General features: G+C 62.9%; 18 protein-coding genes. 12 read left to right on the top strand and 6 right to left on the bottom strand.

From position 1 onward, the window contains the following. Window positions 1-11: 11 nt before the first annotated feature. Window positions 12-2600 (bottom strand): DNA translocase FtsK 4TM domain-containing protein, encoded by a 2589-nt coding sequence (locus ACIPW4_RS12740; protein ID WP_400658628.1) that lies wholly within the window; start codon window positions 2598-2600, stop codon window positions 12-14. Between the two features lie 303 nt (window positions 2601-2903). On the opposite strand from ACIPW4_RS12740, the gene aat reads away from it, so the two are divergent. The 3 genes from aat to infA all read left to right on the top strand — a co-directional run bounded on the left by aat (window position 2904) and on the right by infA (window position 4667). Further along, window positions 2904-3584 (top strand): leucyl/phenylalanyl-tRNA--protein transferase, encoded by a 681-nt coding sequence (gene aat, locus ACIPW4_RS12735; RefSeq protein ID WP_400658288.1) that lies wholly within the window; start codon window positions 2904-2906, stop codon window positions 3582-3584. A gap of 55 nt (window positions 3585-3639) precedes the next feature. Continuing rightward, window positions 3640-4347 (top strand): arginyltransferase, encoded by a 708-nt coding sequence (locus ACIPW4_RS12730; RefSeq protein WP_400658286.1) that lies wholly within the window; start codon window positions 3640-3642, stop codon window positions 4345-4347. 101 nt (window positions 4348-4448) lie between these two features. Beyond that, window positions 4449-4667, top strand: coding sequence for a translation initiation factor IF-1 (gene infA / locus ACIPW4_RS12725; RefSeq protein WP_002553999.1), 219 nt, complete (start codon window positions 4449-4451; stop codon window positions 4665-4667). 166 nt (window positions 4668-4833) lie between these two features. Here infA and clpA read toward each other — a convergent pair whose 3' ends face one another. Next, on the bottom strand, window positions 4834-7104 hold the full coding sequence (gene clpA, locus ACIPW4_RS12720) for an ATP-dependent Clp protease ATP-binding subunit ClpA (RefSeq protein ID WP_400658284.1): 2271 nt from the start codon (window positions 7102-7104) through the stop codon (window positions 4834-4836). A 30-nt stretch (window positions 7105-7134) separates the two neighbouring features. After that, a complete protein-coding gene (gene clpS, locus ACIPW4_RS12715) occupies window positions 7135-7497 on the bottom strand; it encodes an ATP-dependent Clp protease adapter ClpS (RefSeq protein WP_003251220.1) in 363 nt (120 codons plus the stop codon). 230 nt (window positions 7498-7727) lie between these two features. Between clpS and cspD the strand changes: the two genes are divergently transcribed. Further along, window positions 7728-7982 (top strand): cold shock domain-containing protein CspD, encoded by a 255-nt coding sequence (cspD, locus tag ACIPW4_RS12710; protein ID WP_400658283.1) that lies wholly within the window; start codon window positions 7728-7730, stop codon window positions 7980-7982. 73 nt (window positions 7983-8055) lie between these two features. On the opposite strand, the gene icd is transcribed toward cspD, so the two are convergent. Beyond that, window positions 8056-9312: an NADP-dependent isocitrate dehydrogenase gene (gene icd, locus ACIPW4_RS12705; protein WP_400658282.1), complete on the bottom strand. Its 1257-nt coding sequence runs from the start codon at window positions 9310-9312 to the stop codon at window positions 8056-8058. 413 nt (window positions 9313-9725) lie between these two features. Here icd and ACIPW4_RS12700 point away from each other — a divergent pair, with 413 nt between their 5' ends. The 8 genes from ACIPW4_RS12700 (at window position 9726) to ACIPW4_RS12665 (ending at window position 19855) form a co-directional block, all read left to right on the top strand. Next, a complete protein-coding gene (locus ACIPW4_RS12700) occupies window positions 9726-11951 on the top strand; it encodes an NADP-dependent isocitrate dehydrogenase (protein WP_400658280.1) in 2226 nt (741 codons plus the stop codon). A 189-nt stretch (window positions 11952-12140) separates the two neighbouring features. After that, window positions 12141-12581: an NUDIX hydrolase gene (locus ACIPW4_RS12695; RefSeq protein WP_400658279.1), complete on the top strand. Its 441-nt coding sequence runs from the start codon at window positions 12141-12143 to the stop codon at window positions 12579-12581. Between the two features lie 59 nt (window positions 12582-12640). Next, the gene (mnmA, locus tag ACIPW4_RS12690) at window positions 12641-13765 is read left to right on the top strand and encodes a tRNA 2-thiouridine(34) synthase MnmA (RefSeq protein ID WP_400658277.1); all 1125 of its coding nucleotides are present in this window, start codon (window positions 12641-12643) and stop codon (window positions 13763-13765) included. Then, the gene (gene hflD, locus ACIPW4_RS12685; RefSeq protein ID WP_400658274.1) at window positions 13762-14388 is read left to right on the top strand and encodes a high frequency lysogenization protein HflD; all 627 of its coding nucleotides are present in this window, start codon (window positions 13762-13764) and stop codon (window positions 14386-14388) included. The genes mnmA and hflD overlap by 4 nt, the downstream gene beginning before the upstream one ends. A gap of 249 nt (window positions 14389-14637) precedes the next feature. Further along, window positions 14638-16008, top strand: a complete 1371-nt coding sequence (gene purB, locus ACIPW4_RS12680) for an adenylosuccinate lyase (RefSeq protein ID WP_400658272.1) — start codon at window positions 14638-14640, stop codon at window positions 16006-16008. Between the two features lie 81 nt (window positions 16009-16089). Beyond that, window positions 16090-17256, top strand: a complete 1167-nt coding sequence (locus ACIPW4_RS12675) for a JmjC domain-containing protein (RefSeq protein WP_400658270.1) — start codon at window positions 16090-16092, stop codon at window positions 17254-17256. After that, a complete protein-coding gene (locus ACIPW4_RS12670; RefSeq protein WP_085674417.1) occupies window positions 17249-17677 on the top strand; it encodes a GNAT family N-acetyltransferase in 429 nt (142 codons plus the stop codon). Before ACIPW4_RS12675 ends, ACIPW4_RS12670 begins: the two co-directional genes overlap by 8 nt. A gap of 228 nt (window positions 17678-17905) precedes the next feature. Further along, a complete protein-coding gene (locus tag ACIPW4_RS12665) occupies window positions 17906-19855 on the top strand; it encodes a DNA topoisomerase III (RefSeq protein WP_400658268.1) in 1950 nt (649 codons plus the stop codon). Between the two features lie 127 nt (window positions 19856-19982). Here the strand turns inward: ACIPW4_RS12665 and ACIPW4_RS12660 are convergent, their stop codons facing one another. Together ACIPW4_RS12660 and aguA are read right to left on the bottom strand one after the other, a co-directional pair. After that, complete coding sequence (locus tag ACIPW4_RS12660) at window positions 19983-21080, bottom strand: extracellular solute-binding protein (RefSeq protein ID WP_400658266.1); 1098 nt, start codon at window positions 21078-21080, stop codon at window positions 19983-19985. Next, a complete protein-coding gene (gene aguA / locus ACIPW4_RS12655) occupies window positions 21080-22189 on the bottom strand; it encodes an agmatine deiminase (RefSeq protein ID WP_400658264.1) in 1110 nt (369 codons plus the stop codon). The genes ACIPW4_RS12660 and aguA overlap by 1 nt, the downstream gene beginning before the upstream one ends. Window positions 22190-22280 lie beyond the last annotated feature (91 nt).

The raw sequence follows: 22280 nt of genomic DNA, 5'->3' as shown, positions 1-22280 counted from the left end.
CAAGGTGTTCATCAGTCGCGCGGGCCGCCCGGGGCAATCACTTCCCGCGAGCCGTTGCTGTTCATCGGGGTGACCACGCCGGCCATTTCCATCGACTCGATCATCCGCGCCGCGCGGTTGTAGCCGATCTTCAGCTTGCGCTGCACCGCCGAGATGGACGCGCGACGGCTTTCCAGCACGAACTGCACGGCCTCATCATACAGGGCATCGGTTTCGGCATCGTCGCCATCGCCACCGCCGCCGCCGCCGTCGAAGCCGCTGCCGGCCTCTTCCACGCCGTTGAGGATGTCGTCGTTGTAGTCCGGCGCGCCACGCAGCTTCCACGCCTCGACCGTGCGGTGCACTTCATCGTCGGACACGAAAGCACCGTGCACACGGATCGGCAGGCTGGTGCCCGGTGGCATATACAGCATGTCACCGTGGCCGAGCAGCTGTTCGGCGCCGCCCTGGTCGATGATGGTCCGCGAGTCGATCTTGCTCGACACCTGGAACGCCATGCGGGTCGGGATGTTGGCCTTGATAAGGCCGGTGATCACGTCCACCGATGGGCGCTGGGTGGCGAGGATCAGGTGGATACCGGCGGCACGCGCCTTCTGGGCGATACGGGCGATCAGCTCTTCGACCTTCTTGCCGACGATCATCATCATGTCGGCGAATTCGTCGACCACCACAACGATGGTCGGCAGGGTCTTCAGCGCTGGCGGCTCGTCGTCCATGCTCTCGCGGCGGTATAGCGGGTCATGGATGATCTCCCCGGCTTCCTGGGCGTCCTTGATCTTGCGGTTGAAGCCGGCCAGGTTACGCACACCCATGGCCGCCATCAGCTTGTAGCGCCGCTCCATCTCGGCCACGCTCCAGCGCAGGGCGTTGGCGGCGTCCTTCATGTCGGTGACCACTGGGCACAGCAGATGCGGAATGCCCTCGTAGATCGACAGTTCGAGCATTTTCGGGTCGATCATGATCAACCGCGCGTCTTCCGGGCTGGACTTGAACAGGATCGACAGGATCATCGCGTTGACACCCACCGACTTACCGGAACCGGTAGTACCGGCCACCAGCAGGTGCGGCATCTTGGCCAGGTCGGTGATCACCGGCTTACCGCCGATGTCGTGGCCCAGGGCCAGGGTGACCGGCGACTTCTGCTCGTCGTACTGCGGTGTGGCGAGCACTTCCGAGAAGCGCACCATCTGCCGGTTTTCGTTGGGAATTTCGATACCCACGGTGGTCTTGCCGGGGATCACTTCGACCACCCGAACGCTGGTCACTGCCAGCGATCGCGCCAGGTCCTTGGCCAGGTTGGCGATGCGGCTGACCTTGACGCCAGCGGCCGGCTGAATTTCGTAGCGGGTAATCACCGGGCCTGGGTGGATGGAGTCTACCGAGACTTCCACGCCGAACTCCTTGAGCTTGATTTCCAGCAATTGGCCGACACCGGCCAGGGACTCTGGCGAGTACTCGATCTTCTTCTGTTCGGCCGGGTCGAGGATGGAAATCGACGGCAAGGTGCCTTCCACGGCGCTGTCGATGAACAGCGGCGCCTGCTTTTCCTTCATCACCCGCTGGCTCGGTTCCGCCGCCTTGGCCGCGGCCGGTGGCACGATGGTCGGCGATGCAGCAGGCTGCACGCGAGGCACAACGGGCTCTCGTGGCACAAGGGGTTCGCGGGCGAGGGTCGGCTCGCGTGGTGCTGCAGGCTCGCGGGCGAGCGTCGGCTCACGGCCAAGGGTAGGCTCGCGGGGTTCAACTGGCTGGGCCGGCGCCTCTTCGCGCTTGAAAATGCGCTCGCGAAGGGCCGGTTTGGCCGGCTCGCGCTTGTCGGCGGCCTTCGGCGCAAGGTCGAATACCGGGTCGTCGACTTCACGCAGTTGCGCTTCTAGACGCTTGCGCTCGTTGCGCGCCTCCCACCAGCGGCTGGCCGCACCCTGCACCAGCTCGAACAGATCGAGGGTGATCTTGCCGGTCATGTCCATCACCTTAAACCACGACAGGTCGGTGAACACGGTCAGGCCGAACAGGAACAGGGCAATGAACATCAGCGTGCTGCCCTGCACGTTCAGCAGGCTGCGCGCGAGGTCGCCAAGGCTTTCGCCCAGCGCACCGCCTGCGGAAAACGGCAGGCTCGCCGGCGGGTGGAAATGGATATGCGCCAGGGCCGCGCCCGACAGCACCAGGAACACCAGGCCGATCAGCCGCCAGGAGAACAGCCAGCCGCTCCACTGCCACGGCTGGTGCCGTTCGCGGAAGATCTGCCAGGTCTTGATGGCCAGCAGCAGCGGGAAGATGTAGGCGAAGTAGCCCAGCACCATGAACAGGATGTCGGCGAAGTACGCACCGGCACGGCCAGCGGCATTCTGCACCTGGTCGATGTTGCTGGTGTGGCTGAAGCCCGGGTCGGAGGTGTCGTAGGTCAGCAGCGCCATCCACAGGTACAGGCACAGGGCGCCGACAGCAATCAACGCACCTTCCTTGAGGCGGTAATGCAGCTGCTGCCGCCACAGGGGCACGGGCAATGGAGCTGGAGTTGCGGTGGATTTCTTCAAAACGCGTCTATTCCTGCGCGTGCTGCGCGTCCAGTAGTGATCGGCAGGTGTCTGGCCAATGAACCACTACTTTTAACATTACTGCCCGCCAGCCGCCATGACGGCACGCCGTATGGCTCTTGCGTGGGGGCGACTTTCATATGGGATGCAATTTGAGCATGCATTTTCTTTCGTGACAAAGGCTTATGCTGTGTTTTTGCACAGGTGTGACAGCAAATGTAGCGGATGGTGCCTATGGTTTCATGAATGTGTAGGAAATTGCCTATTCTGCTGCCCGTCAATGACACCTGCCCCTGCCAGCATTGACCCCGCAAGCCCTGCGCGCCATGCTGCCCTCTCCCCTCCCCCACCGCACGATAGACCATGCTCACCTGGCTGACCCGCGACTCGCTGACCTTCCCGCCCCTGGAAAAGGCCCTGCACGACCCCAACGGTCTGCTCGCCGCTGGTGGCGACCTGAGCCCCGAACGCCTGGAGCAGGCCTATCGGCATGGCTGCTTTCCCTGGTACCAGGACGGCCAGCCGATCCTCTGGTGGTCGCCCGACCCGCGCACGGTGCTGTTCCCGGACGAACTGCATGTTTCGCGTTCGCTGGCCAAACTGATGCGCCAAGGCCGCTACCAGGTCACCTTCGACAGCGACTTCCCGGCAGTGATCGCCGCCTGCGCGGCCCCACGCGATTACGCTGACGGCACCTGGATCACCTACACCATGCGCAATGCCTACTGCGAACTGCATCGGCGCGGCATCGCCCATTCGGTGGAAGTGCGCGAGAACGGCGAGCTGGTCGGCGGCCTGTATGGCCTGGCCATCGGCCAGTTGTTTTTCGGCGAATCGATGTTCAGCCGCGCCGACAACGCCTCCAAGGTCGGCTTCGTGACACTGGTCGAGCATTTGCGCCAGGCCGGCTTCGTGCTGATCGACTGCCAGATGCCGACCAATCACCTGCACAGCCTTGGCGCCCGCGCCATCAGCCGTGCCCGTTTCGCCGATTACCTGGCACGCCACCTCGACCAGCCCAACAGCGCCACCTGGGTTTGCTAGGCGAGTTCTGCCAGCTGGCTTACACTTAAAGCAAAGTCTCACCGAGGGGTTGATCATGACAGAGTTGGCGCGGTTGAAGTTCTATGCCACTCAACCCCACTCCTGCAGCTACCTGCCGGACGAACAGGCCACCACGCTGTTCCTCGACCCCAGCCAGCCGATGGACGTGCACGTCTATGCCGACCTGTCGGAAATGGGCTTTCGCCGCAGTGGTGACCACCTGTACCGCCCGCACTGCCAGAACTGCAATGCCTGCGTGCCGGCACGCATCCCCGCTGCGCGCTTCATTCCCAACCGCCAGCAGCGGCGCATCCTAAAGCGCAACGCCGACCTGACCGTGACGGCCGCCCGGCCGGCTTTCAAAGAAGAGTATTTCGACCTTTACCGGCGCTACATCGAGACCCGCCACGCCGATGGCGACATGTACCCGCCGAGCCGTGACCAGTTTTCCACCTTCCTGGTTCGCGACCTGCCGTTCTGCTGGTTCTACGAGTTCCGCCTGAATGGCCGCCTGCTGGCAATCGCCGTCTGCGACCTGTTACCCAACGGTCTGTCGGCGGTATACACCTTCTACGAGCCTGAAGAAGAGCGCCGTAGCCTCGGGCGCTTTGCCATCCTCTGGCAGATCACCGAAGCCCTGCGACAGGACCTGGAGGCCGTCTACCTGGGTTACTGGATCAAGAACTGCAAGAAAATGAACTACAAGACGCAGTATCGGCCTATCGAGTTGTTGATAAACCAGCGCTGGGTCACCCTTAACTGAAAGCATTGGCTTGACACGCAGTTTTCGGGCATAATCCACGCCACTTTTTTGCCCGGTGCGGTTATGCGTCGGGCCAACACTGGATCCGAGGGTTCTACTGCATGTCGAAAGAAGACAGCTTCGAAATGGAAGGCACTGTCGTCGACACCCTGCCCAACACCATGTTCCGCGTGGAGTTGGAAAACGGGCACGTCGTAACCGCGCACATCTCCGGAAAGATGCGCAAAAACTACATTCGCATTCTCACTGGCGACAAGGTCCGCGTCGAACTGACGCCTTACGACCTGAGCAAGGGCCGCATCACCTACCGTGCGCGCTAAGCTCTAGCCATGAAAAAGCCCGGCAATGTGCCGGGCTTTTTTGTGCCTTCAAGGTTGTAGGGGGCTGCGTTGCAGCCCTTCGCGGGCACGCCCGCTCCCACAGGGGTTAGCTATTACCTGTGGGAGCGGGCGTGCCCGCGAAGGGCCGCAAAGCGGCCCCGTACAATCAGGCAACCTCAGCCGTGGTCTCGAAGTCGAACACCAGTTCGCCATCGCGCAGGTCGACGTGCACCACGCCACCATGCTCGGCCAGTTCGCCAAACAGGATCTCCTCGGCCAGCGGCCGCTTGATCTTGTCCTGGATAAGCCGTGCCATTGGCCGTGCCCCCATCTGCACGTCGTAGCCGGAAGCTGCCAGCCAGCCGCGAGCGGCATCGCTGACTTCCAGTAGCACACGCTTGTCTTCCAGCTGCGCCTGCAGTTCGATGAGGAACTTGTCGACGATGCTCTTGATCGTCTCGGTGCTCAGGCGGCCAAACTGGATGATGGTGTCCAGACGGTTGCGGAACTCCGGCGTGAAGCTCTTGCGGATGACTTCCATGGCATCGGACGCGTGGTCCTGATGGGTGAAGCCGATCGAGGCCCGCGCGGCGGTTTCGGCACCGGCGTTGGTGGTCATGATCAGGATCACGTTACGGAAGTCGGCCTTGCGCCCGTTGTTGTCGGTCAGGGTACCGTGATCCATTACCTGCAGCAGCAGATTGAAGACTTCCGGGTGAGCCTTCTCGATTTCATCGAGCAGCAGCACGCAGTGCGGTTGCTTGGTGATCGCTTCGGTCAGCAGGCCGCCCTGGTCGAACCCGACATAGCCTGGAGGTGCACCGATCAGGCGCGACACGGTGTGGCGCTCCATGTACTCGGACATGTCGAAACGTACCAGCTCGACGCCCAGCGCCTTGGCCAACTGCCGCGCCGCCTCGGTCTTGCCCACACCGGTAGGGCCGGCGAACAGGAACGAACCGACCGGCTTGTCTGGCGACTTGAGGCCGGCCCGGGACAGCTTGATGGCGGTGGCGAGCGAATCGATCGCCTGATCCTGGCCGAATACGGTCAGCTTCAGGTCACGCTCGAGGTTACGCAGCAGCTCCTTGTCGGAACTGCTGACGTGCTTCGGCGGAATCCGTGCGATCTTGGCAACGATGTCCTCGACCTGCGGCACGTCGATGCGCTTGACCCGATTGGCCTCAGGCTGCAGGCGCTGGTACGCACCCGCCTCGTCGATCACGTCGATGGCCTTGTCCGGCATGTGCCGGTCATTGATGTAGCGCGAGGCCAGTTCAGCGGCGGCGCGCAGGGCTTCGTCGCTGTACTCGATGTTGTGGTGGCTTTCGAAGCGGCCTTTCAGGCCACGCAGGATACCGACGGTGTCTTCGACCGATGGTTCGCTGACATCGACCTTCTGGAAGCGCCGCGCCAGGGCACGGTCCTTCTCGAAGATGCCGCGAAACTCCTGGAAGGTGGTAGAGCCGATGCAGCGGATTTCACCGGACGACAGCAGCGGCTTGAGCAGGTTGGACGCGTCCATCACCCCGCCCGACGCCGCACCGGCACCGATGATGGTGTGGATCTCGTCGATGAACAGAATCGCCTGCGGGCGTTTCTTCAGCTCACCCAGCAGCGCCTTGAAGCGCTTTTCGAAATCACCACGGTACTTGGTACCGGCCAGCAGCGCACCGAGGTCCAGCGAATAGACCACGCTCTGTGCCAGCAGGTCAGGGACCTGGCCGTCGACGATACGCTTGGCCAGGCCTTCGGCGATGGCGGTCTTGCCGACGCCAGCCTCACCTACCAGCAGCGGGTTGTTCTTGCGCCGGCGGGCGAGAATCTGCGCCACACGCTCGACTTCCTGCTCGCGCCCCACCAACGGATCGATACGGCCGGCACGGGCCAGCTCGTTCAGGTTGCTGGCGTAGGCGTCCAGCGGGTTGCTCGAAGAGGAGGTTTCGCCGCCCTCTTCGTCCTGCATTTCCTGATCGCTATCGGCGTGCGAACCATGGCCCGGCACTTTGGAGATACCGTGGGCGATGTAGTTGACCACGTCGATACGGGCCACGCTCTGCTGCTTGAGCAGGAACACGGCCTGGCTTTCCTGTTCGCTGAAGATCGCCACCAGCACATTGGCACCGGTGACTTCGCGCTTGCCGGAACTCTGCACATGGAACACGGCACGTTGCAGCACGCGCTGGAAGCCCAGGGTCGGCTGGGTTTCGCGGTCTTCGTCATTGACGGGGATCAGGGGTGTAGTGGAATCGATGAACTCTTGCAGGTCATGCTTGAGTTTGTCGAGATTGGCGCCACAGGCGCGCAGAACGGTCGCAGCAGCCTCATTGTCAAGGAGTGCCAGCAGCAGATGTTCGACGGTCATGAACTCATGACGCTTCGAACGGGCCTCCTTGAAGGCAAGATTGAGGGTGACTTCGAGCTCGCGGTTTAACATAGCTTCACCTCATACCCAAGTGGTCGGCGATTAACCGTCCTTCTCGATTTCACAGAGTAGCGGATGCTGGCTTTCCCTGGCGTATTGGTTGACCTGCATGGCCTTTGTTTCGGCGATGTCACGGGTAAACAATCCGCACACTGCCCGCCCTTCGGTATGGACGGTCAGCATGATCTTGGTCGCCAGCTCGCGGTTCAGACTGAAGAACGTTTCGAGCACTTCGACGACGAAATCCATCGGCGTGTAGTCATCGTTGAATAAAACCACCTTGTACATCGGTGGCGCCTGCAGGATCGGCTTGGCTTCCTGTACCGCAAGCCCTGAGCCGTCGTCCTCATTCGATTGCGGGCGATCCTGATTGAATGTTAGTCGAATCTCACTGGGTGCATGCATGGAAAGAAATTCATCATGATCGACAGGTTAAGGTTGTGGGTTGACTGCATTTGCGGCCGCTGGCGCACGCGCCACCTGACCTTGACTATCGGCAAAACGGTGTTACAACCAATAAGAACCCACCGTGGTCGATAAAGATCCGCGCAGTCAACCAGATTTTTCGCATGGTTCGTATGCGGATGAAGTGGATGATACTCCAGTGATGGAGTCCTTTGCAGAGGGACATAGGGATGGCAAGCGGTAAAGTCAAGTGGTTCAACAATGCCAAGGGCTACGGATTCATCAATGAAGACGGCAAAACCGAAGACCTGTTCGCCCACTATTCGGCGATCCAGATGGACGGTTACAAAACGCTGAAAGCCGGCCAGTCCGTGACATTCGACATCATTCAGGGCCCAAAGGGCTTGCATGCGGTCGCTATCAGCAGCGCCTCTGTCAGCACTTCAACTGGAGCAGGTCAATCGCCCACGACCGTTACAGCCTGAACCTGTGTTTTCTACCGGCATACGAAAAACCGGTCGCCCAATTTAGCCGGGCGACCGGTTTTACGTTACTGCGCTACATATGCTTGATCATCGCATCACCAAAGCCTGAACTACCCACCAGCGTGGCGCCATCCATCAAGCGCTCGAAGTCATAGGTCACGGTCTTGGCCGCAATCGCACCATTGGTGCCTTTGATGATCAGGTCGGCCGCTTCGGTCCAGCCCATGTGGCGCAGCATCATCTCTGCCGAGAGGATCACCGAACCCGGGTTGACCTTGTCCTGCCCGGCGTATTTCGGTGCAGTGCCGTGGGTGGCCTCGAACATGGCCACGGTATCCGACAGGTTGGCGCCTGGCGCGATGCCGATGCCGCCCACCTCCGCTGCCAGGGCGTCGGACAGATAGTCACCGTTGAGGTTCAGAGTGGCAATCACGTCATATTCGGCCGGACGCAGCAGGATCTGCTGGAGCATGGCGTCGGCAATGGCGTCCTTGACGATGACTTCACGGCCGGTCCTGGGGTTCTTGAACTTCATCCAGGGGCCGCCATCGAGCAGTTGGGCGCCGAACTCGTCGCGGGCCACCTCGTAGCCCCAGTCCTTGAAGGCACCCTCGGTGAACTTCATGATGTTGCCCTTGTGCACCAGGGTCAATGACTCGCGGTCGTTGTCCACCACGTACTGCAGGGCCTTGCGTACCAGGCGCCTGGTGCCCTCGCGGGAAACCGGCTTGACGCCAATGCCGCAGTCCTGGTCGAAGCGGATCTTGGTGACGCCCATTTCCTCCTTGAGGAACTTGATCACCTTGTTCGCCTCGGGCGAGCCGGCCTTCCACTCGATACCGGCATAGATGTCCTCGGAGTTTTCGCGGAAGATCACCATGTCGACATCACCCGGCTTTTTCACCGGGCTCGGCACGCCCTGGAACCACAACACCGGGCGCAGGCACACATACAGGTCGAGTTGCTGGCGCAGGGCCACGTTGAGCGAACGGATGCCGCCGCCGACCGGCGTGGTCAGCGGCCCCTTGATCGAAACCACGTAGTCTTTCACCGCATCCAGGGTTTCCTGGGGCAGCCAGGTGTCCTGGTCATACACCTGGGTGGCCTTCTCGCCGGCATACACCTCCATCCAGGCGATCTTGCGCTTGCCGCCATAGGCTTTTTGCACGGCGGCATCGACCACCTTGATCATGACCGGCGAAACATCGACGCCAATCCCGTCGCCTTCGATATAAGGAATGATCGGGTTGTCAGGCACGTTGAGCGAATGGTCTGCATTGACGGTGATCTTGGTGCCGTCGGTCGGAACCTTGATTTTCTGGTATCCCATGCTTGCACTACTCCGCTGTCGGGTGTGATTGGACATCATGCGATGCAATGAGCCTAAACCACATCTGCGGACCTGCAAGGCATGCGACATCGCGCCACATTGCCCCTACGTCTTTGGTCTTATAAATGGCAACGATGTCACTTGGCCTTGCTGATTAGCCCGAATGGTTTGGTATACTCCGCCGCGACCGAAGGGTCATCGGGGCGACTCCCAGGAAAATGCGGACCGCCCTTGGCCATGAATGGCCTAGAAGTCTGGGTTGTTACCGCAGCTCAGCATTGACGCTCGACTGATGCATCCACCATCACAGCTCGCAGCCTCTCGACTTTCCGCTCATGGCATTGCCAGGGCGATGCGCCTACCCTGCGCAACACGAGACTCGAGCACGCTCAGCACACAGAGAGTTAACCCGCATGCCCACCCGTTCCAAGATCATCTATACCTTCACCGACGAAGCCCCCGCCCTCGCCACCTACTCGCTGCTGCCGATCGTCGAAGCATTTACCGCTTCGGCTGACATCGCCGTCGAAACTCGCGACATCTCCCTGGCTGGCCGCATCCTCGCCGCCTTCCCGGAGCAACTGGGCGCAGAGAAGCAAGTAGGCGATCACCTGGCGGAACTGGGCCAGCTGGCTACCACCCCTGAAGCCAACATCATCAAGCTGCCGAACATCAGCGCCTCGGTACCGCAGCTCAAGGCCGCGATCAAGGAATTGCAAGGCAAGGGCTTCAACATCCCTGACTACGCCGACGAGCCGGCCACCGAGGCCGAGAAAGAATCCCGCGCCCGTTACGACCGCATCAAAGGTTCGGCCGTGAACCCGGTGCTGCGCGAAGGCAACTCCGACCGCCGCGCCCCGCTGTCGGTCAAGAACTACGCGCGCAAGCACCCGCACAAGATGGGCGCCTGGGCCGCCGACTCGCAGTCGCACGTTGCCCACATGAGCAACGGCGACTTCTACGGCAGCGAAAAAGCCGCACTGATCGAGGCTGACGACAGCCTGCGCATCGAACTGGTCGGCAAAGATGGCAGCACCACCGTGCTCAAAGCCAAGACCGCCGTCAAAGCCGCTGAAATCGTCGACTGCGCCACCATGAGCCGCAAGGCCCTGAAAGCCTTCATCGCCGAGCAGATCGCCGATGCCAAGGCCTCCGGCGTGCTGCTGTCGGTGCACCTGAAAGCCACCATGATGAAGGTCTCCGACCCGATCATGTTCGGTGTCATCGTCGAAGAATTCTACAACGACGTGCTGGCCAAGCACGCCGCTGCGCTGGCTGAAGTCGGCTTCAACGCCAACAACGGCATCGGCGACCTGTACGCCCGCATCAAGGACCTGCCAGCCGACAAGCAGGCCGAGATCGAAGCCGACATCCAGGCCCTGTACGCCGAGCGTCCGGCCCTGGCCATGGTCAACTCCGACAAGGGCATCACCAACCTGCACGTGCCGAGCGATGTCATCGTCGACGCCTCGATGCCAGCGATGATCCGCGACTCGGGCAAGATGTGGAACACCGCCGGTGAACTGCAGGATGCCAAGGCGATCATCCCGGATCGTTGCTACGCCGGCATCTACCAGGCCACCATCGAAGACTGCAAGGCCAACGGCGCCTTCGACCCGACCACCATGGGCAGCGTGCCGAACGTCGGCCTGATGGCACAGAAGGCCGAAGAGTACGGTTCCCACGACAAGACCTTCCAGATCCAGGCCGACGGCGTGGTGCGTGTGGTCGATGGCAAGGGCAAGGTCGTTCTGGAGCAGAACGTCGAAGCCGGTGACATCTTCCGCATGTGCCAGACCAAAGACGCGCCGATTCAGGACTGGGTCAAGCTGGCCGTCAACCGCGCCCGCCTGAGCGACACCCCGGCGGTGTTCTGGCTGGACCCGGCCCGCGCCCACGACGGCGTGATGATCGAGAAGGTGCAGCAGTACCTGAAGGATCACGACACCGCTGGCCTGGACATCCGTGTGCTTGCACCGGTCGACGCCATCAAGTTCTCCCTGGCCCGCATCCGCGAAGGCAAGGACACCATCTCGGTGACCGGCAACGTGCTGCGTGACTACCTGACCGACCTGTTCCCGATCATGGAACTGGGCACCAGCGCCAAGATGCTGTCGATCGTGCCGCTGATGAACGGCGGTGGCCTGTTCGAAACCGGCGCCGGCGGTTCGGCACCCAAGCACGTGCAGCAACTGGTGGAAGAGAACTTCCTGCGTTGGGACTCGCTGGGTGAATTCCTGGCCCTGGCCGCTTCCCTGGAGCACCTGGGCAACACCTACGACAACCCGCGCGCCAAGGTCCTGGCCAACACCCTGGATCAGGCTACCGGCAAGTTCCTCGACACCAACAAGTCGCCTTCGCGCAAAGTCGGTGGCATCGACAACCGCGGCAGCCACTTCTACCTGACCCTGTACTGGGCCCAGGCCCTGGCTGCCCAGAGCGACGACGCTGCCCTGCAGGCACGCTTCGCCCCACTGGCCAAGACCCTGACCGAGAACGAGGAGACCATCGTCGCCGAGCTCAACGCCGTCCAGGGCAAGCCGGCCGACATCGGTGGCTACTACGCCCCGGATGACGCGCTGACCGCCAAGGTGATGCGCCCGAGCCAGACCCTGAACAGCGCCATTGCCGCACTGTAAGGTTCGCTTGAAGTAACAGCACAAACCCCGGCCACGCACCGGGGTTTGTGCTTTCTGGACATTGGGGCTGCTTTGCAGCCCTTTCGCGACACAAGGCCGCTCCTACAAGAGATCGCGGCACCTGTAGGAGCGGACTTGTGTCGCGAAAGGACCGCAAAGCGGTCCCGGCAATCTCAAAGGACTCCGCAAATGACCTGGCAACCCCACATCACCGTCGCCACCGTCGTCGAACACGAAGGCAAATTTCTCTTCGTCGAAGAATTCAAAGCCGGCCAGCACGTCTTCAACCAGCCCGCCGGCCACCTCGAACCCAACGAAACCCTGCCCCAGGCCGCCCTGCGCGAAACCCTGGAAGAAACCGCCTGGGAAGTCGAACTCACCGGCGTGGTCGGCATCTACCTGTACACCGCCCCGAGCAACGGCGTGACCTACCAGCGCATCTGTTTCGCCGCCCGCCCCCTGCGCCACCACCAAGACCTCGCCCTGGACAGCGACATCGTCCGTGCCGTATGGCTGACCCGCGACGAACTGCTGGCCGACCCCACCCGCTGGCGCAGCGAACTCGTCCCACGGTGCCTCGACGACTACCTGAAAGGCCCGCTGCACAGCCTCGAACTGCTACGCGACTGACGCGCCGCGCCGGTTTTGATAGAATCGGCGTTTTTCCCCCTTGATACACACCGGTAAACATGACCAGCCCAGCACTCAAAGACCCCGCCAAGACCCGCGTCATCGTCGGCATGTCCGGCGGCGTGGACTCTTCCGTCTCCGCCCTTCTGCTCATCGAACAGGGCTACCAGGTGGAAGGGCTGTTCATGAAGAACTGGGAAGAAGACGACGGCACCGAGTACTGCACCGCCCGTGAAGACCTGGCCGACGCCCAGGCCGTGTGCGACCGCATCGGCATCAAGCTGCACACCGCCAACTTCGCCGCCGAATACTGGGACAACGTGTTCGAGCACTTCCTCGAGGAATACAAGGCCGGCCGCACGCCCAACCCGGACATCCTCTGCAACCGCGAAATCAAGTTCAAGGCCTTCCTCGACTACGCCCTGTCGCTGGGTGCCGACCTGATCGCCACCGGCCACTACGTGCGTCGCCGCGACACCGGCGCGCTCACCGAGCTGCTCAAGGGCCTGGACCCGAACAAGGACCAGAGCTACTTCCTGCACGCTGTCGGCGGCAAAGAGATTGCCCGCACCCTGTTCCCGGTCGGCGAGCTGGAAAAGCCGGAAGTGCGCGCCATCGCCGAAAAACACGGTCTGGCCACCGCCAAGAAGAAGGACTCTACCGGCATCTGCTTCATCGGCGAGCGCCGTTTCAGCGACTTCCTCAAGCAGTACCTGCCCGCCCAGCCGGGCGACATCGAGACCACTGATGGCGAGGTGATCGGCCGCCACCACGGCCTGATGTACCACACCATCGGCCAGCGCCAGGGCTTGGGGATTGGCGGCCTGAAGGACGCCGGTGACGAGCCGTGGTACGTGCTGCACAAGGACCTGACCCGCAACGTGCTGGTGGTCGGCCAGAGCAACGAACACCCGTGGCTGTTCTCCCGCGCCCTGCTCGCCTCGGAAATATTCTGGGTCAACCCGATCGACCTGAGCAGCCCACGCCAGCTGACGGCCAAGGTGCGCTACCGCCAGAGCGATCAGCAGTGCACCCTGGAGCTGACCGAAACCGGCTATCGCGCCGTGTTCGACGAGCCGCAGCGCGCCGTGACCCCTGGCCAGTCGGTGGTGTTCTATGACGGCGAGGTGTGCCTGGGCGGCGGCGTGATCGAAACTGCCGAGCCGTGGAGCCCGCGCACATGAGCAACCTGCAGGAGCAGCTGATTGCCCTGGGTGGCGTGTTCCAGGCCGCCGTGCTGGTCGACCGCATCGCCCGTACCGGCCAGGCCAGCGAAGCCAACATCGGCTGCATGCTCGGCAGCCTGCTGGTACGCGACCCCAAGGACACCCTGGAGGTGTTCGGCGGCGACGACCTCAACTTGCGTGATGGTTACCGCGCCCTGGTCGGCGCCCTGGAGCGCGACCCCAGCAGCCTGCAACGAGAGCCGCTGCGCTACGCGCTGTCGATGCTCGGCCTTGAGCGCCAGCTGAACAAGCGCGGCGACCTGCTCGACACCATTGGCAATCGCCTGCCGCAAATCCAGTCCCAGGCCGACCATTTCGGCCTGGTTCACGAAAACGTCATCGCTTCCAGTGGAGCCTTGTACCAGGACACGCTCAGCACCTTGCGCCAGCGGATCCAGGTGCATGGCGACATGCGCTTCCTGCAACAGCCCAACAACGCCTCGAAAATCCGTGCGCTGCTGCTGGCCGGCATCCGCGCCGCACGCCTGTGGCGCCAGCTGGGCGGGCATCGCTGGCAGCTGGTGTTCAGCCGGCGCAAGCTGCTCAACGAACTGTACGACATGATGCGTTCGCCTTCCTGATAGGCGACACCTGACCCTGTGTAGGAGCGGCCTTGTGTCGCGAAAGGGCCGCAGCGCGGCCCCGGGATTTCGAGCCGGACTCAAGATTGCCGGGGCTGCTGCGCAGCCCTTTCGCGACACAAGGCCGCTCCTACACAGGGACCGCGACATGCCTTTCAACGGCCGACCTTTGGTCAGCCACCCGACTCGGGCGCGAAATTCATGTATGATATGCGCCCTTCCAAAAGCCTGACTGTCCGAGAACACCCCATGCAGCTTTCTTCGCTCACTGCGGTTTCCCCTGTAGACGGCCGTTACGCCGGCAAAACCCAGGCCTTGCGCCCCATTTTCAGCGAATTCGGCCTGATCCGTTTCCGCGCCCTGGTCGAAGTGCGCTGGCTCCAGCGCCTGGCCGCCCACCCGCAGATCGGCGAAGTGCCGGCGTTCTCCGCCGAAGCCAACGCCCTGCTGGACAACCTGGCCACCGACTTCAAGCTCGAGCACGCCGAACGCGTCAAGGAAATCGAGCGCACCACCAACCACGACGTCAAGGCGATCGAATACCTCCTCAAGGAGCAGGCCGCCAAGCTGCCTGAGCTGGCCAAGGTCAGCGAGTTCATCCACTTCGCCTGCACCAGCGAGGACATCAACAACCTGTCCCACGCCCTGATGCTGCGTGCTGGCCGTGACGACGTGCTGCTGCCGCTGATGCGCCAGATCGCCGACGCCATCCGCTCCCTGGCCCACGCCCACGCCGACGTGCCGATGCTCTCGCGCACCCACGGCCAGCCGGCTTCGCCGACCACCCTGGGTAAAGAGCTGGCCAACGTCGTGTACCGCCTGGAGCGCCAGATCGCCCAGGTTGCCGCCGTGCCGCTGCTGGGCAAGATCAACGGCGCCGTGGGCAACTACAATGCCCACCTGTCGGCCTACTCGCAGATCGACTGGGAAGAAAACGCCCGCGCCTTCATCGAAGACGAACTGGGCCTGCAGTTCAACCCGTACACCACCCAGATCGAGCCGCACGACTACATCGCCGAGCTGTTCGACGCAATCGCCCGCTTCAACACCATCCTCATCGACTTCGACCGCGACGTCTGGGGCTACATCTCGCTGGGCTACTTCAAGCAGAAGACCGTTGCCGGCGAAATCGGCTCCTCGACCATGCCGCACAAGGTCAACCCGATCGACTTCGAAAACTCCGAAGGCAACCTGGGCATCGCCAATGCGCTGTTCCAGCACCTGGCCAGCAAGCTGCCGATCTCGCGCTGGCAGCGTGACCTGACCGACTCCACCGTGCTGCGCAACCTGGGCGTGGGCTTCGCCCACAGCGTCATCGCCTATGAAGCCAGCCTGAAAGGCATCGGCAAGCTGGAAGTCAACCAGGCTCGCATCGCCGCCGACCTGGACGCCTGCTGGGAAGTACTGGCCGAGCCAATCCAGACCGTGATGCGCCGTTTCAATATCGAGAACCCCTACGAGAAGCTCAAGGAGCTGACCCGTGGCAAGGGCATCACGCCAGAAGCGCTGCTGACCTTTATCGACGGCCTCGACATGCCTGCCGACGCCAAGGCCGAACTGAAGCTGCTGACCCCCGCTACCTACATTGGTAATGCGGCAGCCCAGGCCAAACGCATCTAAGCTGACCGTCGCGTTCAACGCCCGGCCTGGCCGGGCGTTTTTATTCCCGGACGAAAATTACGTTTTTTCAATAGGTTGAACATGAATCCTGATACTCCACTGCAGCTGCTCGGCGGCATCTCGGCCCGCGAATTCATGCGCGACTACTGGCAGAAGAAGCCACTGCTGGTGCGCCAGGCCTTCCCGGACTTCGAAAGCCCGATCGACCCCGACGAGCTGGCTGGCCTGGCCCTGGAAGAGGAAGTCGAGTCGCGCATCGTCCTTGAACACGGCGCCCACCCATGGGAGCTGCGCCGCGGCCCGTTCAGCGAAGACACCTTCGCCGAGCTGCCGGAGAAGGACTGGACCCTGCTGGTGCAGGCCGTCGACCAGTTCGTCCCGGAAGTCGCCGAGCTGCTGGAGCACTTCCGCTTCCTGCCAAGCTGGCGTATCGATGACGTGATGATCAGCTTTGCCACCCCGGGCGGCAGCGTCGGCCCGCACTTCGACAACTACGACGTGTTCCTGCTGCAGGGCCACGGCGAGCGCAACTGGAAGATCGGCCAGATGTGCAACAGCGACAGCCCGCTACTGGAACACGCCGACCTGCGCATCCTCGCCGAATTCGAGCAGAGCGCCGAATGGACCCTGGAACCGGGCGACATGCTCTACCTGCCGCCGCGCCTGGCCCATTACGGCGTGGCCGTGGACAACTGCCTGACCTATTCGGTCGGCTTCCGCGCCCCTAGCGCTGCCGAAGTGCTGACCCACTTCACCGACTTCCTCGGCCAGTTCCTGCCGGACGAAGAGCGTTACAGCGACGCCGACGCACTGCCTGCCAGTGACCCGCACCAGATCCAGCATGACGCTCTCGACCGCCTCAAGGCGCTGATCGACAAGCACACCAACGACAAGGACCTGCTGCTGACCTGGTTTGGCCAGTTCATGACCGAGCCGCGCTACCCGGAGCAGGTGGTCGGTGAAGAGATGGACGAAGACGAGCTGATCGAGGCCCTGGAAGACGGCGCCATCCTGATCCGCAACCCGAGCGCCCGCATGGCCTGGTCCGAGCTCAACGACGACCTGATGCTGTTTGCCAGCGGCCGCAGCTGCCCGCTGCCCGCCAAGCTGCGCGAACTGTTGAAGCTGGTCTGCTCGGCCGACGCGTTACACATCGACAACCTTGAGCAGTGGTTACAGGACGAAGATGGCCTTATGCTGGTACAGCAGCTGATCAAACAAGGAAGCCTGGGATTCGCCAATGAATAAGATTCGTGTGCGCCTTGCCGACTGGCACAAGGACAACGCCGATATCCGCCGTATCCGCGAAGCCGTGTTCATTGCCGAGCAGCATGTACCGCCAGAGCTGGAATGGGATTCGGACGATCCGGGCGCCGCGCACTTCCTGGCCCTGGAAGGCGACTACCCGATCGGCACCGCCCGCCTGCTGCCTGACGGCACCATCGGCCGGGTTTCGGTGCTCAAGGACTGGCGCGGCCTGAAAGTGGGCGATGCGCTGATGAATGCGGTGATCGTCGAAGCGCAGGACCGTGACCTGAAGCAGCAGATGCTCAGTGCCCAGGTGCATGCCACGCCGTTCTACGAGCGCCTGGGGTTTCGCGTAGTCAGCGAGGAGTTCCTCGAAGCCGGCATCCCCCACGTGGACATGGTGCGCGACTCGCGCGCCTGATCCCAACCTGCACTGGCCTCTTCGCGGGCACGCCCGCTCCCACAGGTACTGCACAGCTTGCAGAATTTGTGCGGTTCCTGTGGGAGCGGGCGTGCCCGCGAAGAGGCCAGCACAGGTAAAGACACTCCCCCTCACAAAAACCTGTACATCCATCCAGATAAAACTTGCCTCCGCGCCCCCGCTTGCGCATTCTAGTGCCCATCACTCCCCGACGAAGCGTTCCCGGCCATGCGCCTGTTCCTCTGCGAAAAACCTTCCCAGGCCAAAGACATCGCCAAGGTGCTCGGCGCCAACCGCAAGGCCGACGGCTGCTGGCAAGGCACCGACGTCTGCGTGACCTGGTGCATCGGCCACCTGCTGGAAACCGCCCCGCCCGACAGCTACGACGACCGCTACAAACGCTGGAACCTCACCGACCTGCCGATCATTCCGGAAAAGTGGAAGATGCTGGTCAAGCCCAAGACCGCCAGCCAGTTCAAGGCGGTCAAGCGCCTGCTCGGCGAAGCCCGCGAACTGGTGATCGCCACAGACGCCGACCGCGAAGGCGAGATGATCGCCCGCGAGCTGGTCGAACACTGCCGCTACCGCGGCCCGATCCAGCGCCTGTGGCTGTCGGCCCTGGACGACGCCTCCATCCGCAAGGCCCTGGCACGCCTGCTGCCCGGACAGGAAACCTTCAACCTCTACCACTCGGCCCTCGGCCGCTCCCGCGCCGACTGGCTGATCGGCATGAACATGAGCCGGCTGTTCACCTTGCTTGGCCGCCAGTCCGGTTACCAGGGCGTGCTGCCGGTCGGAAGGGTGCAGACCCCGACCCTGCGCCTGGTGGTGGACCGTGACCGCAGCATCGCCGACTTCGTGCCCGTGCCGTTCTGGGCCATCGACGTGCAGCTTGAACAGGCTGGCCAAACCTTCAATGCCCAGTGGCGCGCACCGGAAGACACCTGCGACGACCAGGGCCGCTGCCTCAACCAGGCACTCGCCCGGCAGGCCGCTGCCGATATGGACCATGCCGGTACGGCGCGGGCACTGAAGGTCGCCACCGAGCGCGTGCGCGAGGCCGCACCACTGCCCTTCGACCTCGGTACCCTGCAGGAACTGTGCTCGAAAAAATTTGGCCTCGGCGCCCAGGAAACCCTCGACATCGCACAGGCGCTATACGAAACCCACAAGCTGATCACCTACCCGCGCAGCGACTGCGGTTACCTGCCCATCAGCCAGCACGCCGAAGCGCCAGCCATCCTCGCGGCGCTGCAGCGGGCCGATGCCAGCCTGGCGCCGCTGCAAACACACCTGGAGCCGCAGCGCCGCTCACGCGCCTGGAACGACGCCAAGGTCAGCGCCCACCACGGCATCATCCCGACCGCCGCCGCCAGCGACCCTGCACGCCTGCCCGCCAAGCACAAGGCAGTCTACACACTGATCCGTGCACGCTACCTTGCGCAGTTTCTGCCCAACCATGAATACGACCGCACCCAGGCCGAGTTCGATTGCGCCGGGCATGCACTGCGCGCCGTCGGCAAACAGATCGTCGAACCCGGCTGGCGCCGCGCCCTGCCCGAGGCACTGACCCCGGCCAAGGGCCGCGAGGCTCAACCCGCCCAGGTGCTGCCGGCCCTGCGTGAAGGCCAGGACTGCAACGTGCACGCTGTTCAGTTGAAGGACCTGTGGACCCAGCCGCCCAAGCCTTTCACCGAAGGCGACCTGATCAAGGCGATGAAGAACGTCGCCAAGCTGGTGGACGACCCGCGGCTCAAGCAGAAGCTCAAGGAGACCACCGGCATCGGTACCGAGGCCACCCGCGCCAGCATTATCCAGGGCCTGCTCGACCGCGGCTACCTGGTGAAGAACGGCAAGGCCCTGTCTGCCACCCCGGCCGCTTTCAGCCTGATCGACGCCGTGCCCCGCGCCATTGCCGACCCCGGCACCACGGCAATCTGGGAGCAGGCGCTGGACATGGTGCAGAGTGGCGAGATGAGCCTGGAAGAATTCGTTGCCCGGCAATCGGCGTGGATGGGCAAGCTGGTGGAGCGTTGCCGCGGGATGCGCATGACCATTACCGGGCAGGCAGTGGGCAAGGCGGCGCCTTGGAAGAAAAAGCGGCGCGGTACCGGGAAAGGCAAGGTGGCTGATGGCAAGACGGCTGTCCGCAAGCCACGGCGCAAAGCTTCAAGTTGAGGGTTTGCCTGTACCGGCCCTTTCGCGGCTAAAGCCGCTCCTACAGGGACCGCGCCGCCCTCGGCCCTGTGCAATTCCTGTGGGAGCGGCTTTAGCCGCGAAGAGGCCGGTACAGTCACCACAAAAGCTAAGTACCACTCTTCAGTCGGCTGAATGCCCGGGTCAGCTCGCGGTTGAAGGCCTTGCCATTGTCATTCTTGCCATACAACCGCGCCCGCACTTCAGCCGGCGGATACGTCCCAGGCGCATTGCGGATCTGCGCATCCACCAGCCCATCCGCCGCCGTGATCGCATTGGCGTAATGAATGGTGTCGGTGATCGGTGCAATCACTTCCGGCCGCATCAGGTAATCCACCAGTTTCCATGCAGCCTCCGGATGCGGCGCGTCCTTGGGCACCACCAGCGCATCCAGCCAGATCAACGTGCCTTCCTTCGGGATGCTGTAGTCCAGCTTAAACGCCTTGCCCGCCTGCCGCGCCTGGCCCTCGGCGATGGCCACGTTGCCGTTCCATGACATCGCCACGCAGGTTTCGCCATTGGCCAGGTCATTGATGTTGCGGTCATTGTCAAAGTAGCGAATGTACGGGCGCACCTTGCGCAGCTGCGCCTCCGCCGCTTTCAGGTCCTCAAGGCGCTGCTGGTTGATGTCCAGGCCCATGTAGCGCATCACTGCGGCAAATACCTCGTTGGGGTCATTGAGCAGGCTGACCCCACAGTCGGCAAATTTTGCCACCACTTGCGGGTCGAACAGCATCGCCCAGCTGTCCAGCGGTGCATCGCCCATTCGCGCCGTCACGGCCTGCTGCTGGTAACCCACGCCCGTGGTGCCCCAGGCATAGGTCCCGGCATAGCGGTTGCCGGGGTCGAACACCGCCATGTGCTGGCGAAACTCCTCGCCGACACCCGCCAGGTGCGGCACCTGGGCCTTGTCCAGTGGCTGCAGGGCGCCGCTGGCAATGGCCCGGCTCAGGTGCTGGCCGGCGGTCAGCACCACGTCGTAACCACTGCCACCGGTCAACAACTTGGTCTCGGCGGTTTCCAGCGAGTCGAAGTGGTCTGCGACCACCTGAATACCCGTTTCCTTCTCGAAGTTCCTCAGGGTATCCGGGGCGATGTATTCGCCCCAGATATACAGGTTGACCGTCGGCTGTCGGGCGTCGGCCGCCTGAACTGCCGACGCCGTACAGCCCAGGGCGAGCGCAATTGCCAGCGCGCGCCGTTTCATCAGCGACGACCCCCGGCGTACTGAGGCATGGTGATGCAGGCAACATTGCCGCCACCGAGGAGAATCTCGCGGGAGTTCTCGACACCGATGATGCGGTGATCGGGGAACAGCTCTGCCAGGGTCGCCTGGGCAATGGCGTCATTGCGGTCGCCAAACAGCGGGACGACGATGGCCGTGTTGCCCGCGTAGTAGTTGATGTACGAGGCGCAGATGCGCGTACCGGCCTCGCGCAGGTGGGTACCGTCGACCTGATCCAGCCCGGCTGCTTCTTCGGCAGTCCACTCCAGCACATCAGGCTGCAGCAGCTTGTGCACCTTCAGTTCACGGCCGCGGGCATCGCGGGTGCTGCGCAGGATGTCATAGGCTTCCTGGTAGATTTCCCACTGCGGGTCGTCACGGTTGTCGGTCCATTGCAGCACCACTTCACCGGGGCGCACGAAGCAGGCCAGGTCGTCGACGTGGCCATCGGTCTCGTCGAACTTGCAGCCACGCGGCAGCCAGATCACCTGCTCGGCACCAAGGTAGTCTTCAAGGCGACGCGTGACCTCGGCCTTGCCCAGGTGCGCATTGCGGTTGCGGTTGAGCAGGCATTGCTCGGTGGTCAGCAGGCTGCCCTGGCCGTCACTCTGGATGCCGCCAAGCTCGGCGATCAGCGGGGCACGGTAGCGGTCCAGGCCTTCGATCTCGAGGATCTTCTGGGCGATCTGGTCGTCCTTGTCCCACGGGTAGTAGAGGCCGCCATCGAGGCCACCGTACGCGTTGAACTCGAAGTCGACGCCACGGACTTCACCACTGTCGTCATTGACCACGAAACAGGCGCCGCTGTCGCGGAACCAAGTGTCGTTGCAGGTCATTTCCACCACCCGCACCTGCGCCGGCAGCAGGCGCCGGGCGTTGGCATACTGGGCAGCAGAGGCGCAGACGGTGACCGGCTCGCTGGAGGCGATTGCAGTGACGATCTCGACCCAGACTTTCTGCGCGGGCTTGGCACCATTGCGCCAGACATCCGGGCGCTCTGGCCAGCCGAGCCAGCAGCCAGCCTTGCGCTCGAATTCGCCAGGCAGGCGGAAGCCATCGGCCTTGGGGGTGGTGCTGAGCGAACGTGCCATAGGTCAACCTCGTGTCGGTGAGTGATGACTGCACGCTACGCCGGCCCGCTTGCGGCATCCAACGATGAAAACTCAGCGATAGCTGAATTGA

The organism is Pseudomonas sp. NPDC089996 (genome assembly GCF_044748405.1).
In the GTDB taxonomy this organism is placed as follows: domain Bacteria; phylum Pseudomonadota; class Gammaproteobacteria; order Pseudomonadales; family Pseudomonadaceae; genus Aquipseudomonas.
Note: the sequence above shows the minus strand (reverse complement) of the source record. Positions and strands in the feature narration are given on the sequence as shown.

Bases quoted from the DNA above. Each gene is read 5' to 3' on its own strand.
- aat (WP_400658288.1), top strand. From the start codon at position 2,904: ATGCTCACCTGGCTGACCCGCGACTCGCTGACCTTCCCGCCCCTGGAA.
- ACIPW4_RS12730 (WP_400658286.1), top strand. From the start codon at position 3,640: ATGACAGAGTTGGCGCGGTTGAAGTTCTATGCCACTCAACCCCACTCC.
- infA (WP_002553999.1), top strand. From the start codon at position 4,449: ATGTCGAAAGAAGACAGCTTCGAAATGGAAGGCACTGTCGTCGACACC.
- clpA (WP_400658284.1), bottom strand. From the start codon at position 7,104: ATGTTAAACCGCGAGCTCGAAGTCACCCTCAATCTTGCCTTCAAGGAG.
- clpS (WP_003251220.1), bottom strand. From the start codon at position 7,497: ATGCATGCACCCAGTGAGATTCGACTAACATTCAATCAGGATCGCCCG.
- cspD (WP_400658283.1), top strand. From the start codon at position 7,728: ATGGCAAGCGGTAAAGTCAAGTGGTTCAACAATGCCAAGGGCTACGGA.
- icd (WP_400658282.1), bottom strand. From the start codon at position 9,312: ATGGGATACCAGAAAATCAAGGTTCCGACCGACGGCACCAAGATCACC.
- ACIPW4_RS12700 (WP_400658280.1), top strand. From the start codon at position 9,726: ATGCCCACCCGTTCCAAGATCATCTATACCTTCACCGACGAAGCCCCC.
- ACIPW4_RS12695 (WP_400658279.1), top strand. From the start codon at position 12,141: ATGACCTGGCAACCCCACATCACCGTCGCCACCGTCGTCGAACACGAA.
- mnmA (WP_400658277.1), top strand. From the start codon at position 12,641: ATGACCAGCCCAGCACTCAAAGACCCCGCCAAGACCCGCGTCATCGTC.
- hflD (WP_400658274.1), top strand. From the start codon at position 13,762: ATGAGCAACCTGCAGGAGCAGCTGATTGCCCTGGGTGGCGTGTTCCAG.
- purB (WP_400658272.1), top strand. From the start codon at position 14,638: ATGCAGCTTTCTTCGCTCACTGCGGTTTCCCCTGTAGACGGCCGTTAC.
- ACIPW4_RS12675 (WP_400658270.1), top strand. From the start codon at position 16,090: ATGAATCCTGATACTCCACTGCAGCTGCTCGGCGGCATCTCGGCCCGC.
- ACIPW4_RS12670 (WP_085674417.1), top strand. From the start codon at position 17,249: ATGAATAAGATTCGTGTGCGCCTTGCCGACTGGCACAAGGACAACGCC.
- ACIPW4_RS12665 (WP_400658268.1), top strand. From the start codon at position 17,906: ATGCGCCTGTTCCTCTGCGAAAAACCTTCCCAGGCCAAAGACATCGCC.
- ACIPW4_RS12660 (WP_400658266.1), bottom strand. From the start codon at position 21,080: ATGAAACGGCGCGCGCTGGCAATTGCGCTCGCCCTGGGCTGTACGGCG.
- aguA (WP_400658264.1), bottom strand. From the start codon at position 22,189: ATGGCACGTTCGCTCAGCACCACCCCCAAGGCCGATGGCTTCCGCCTG.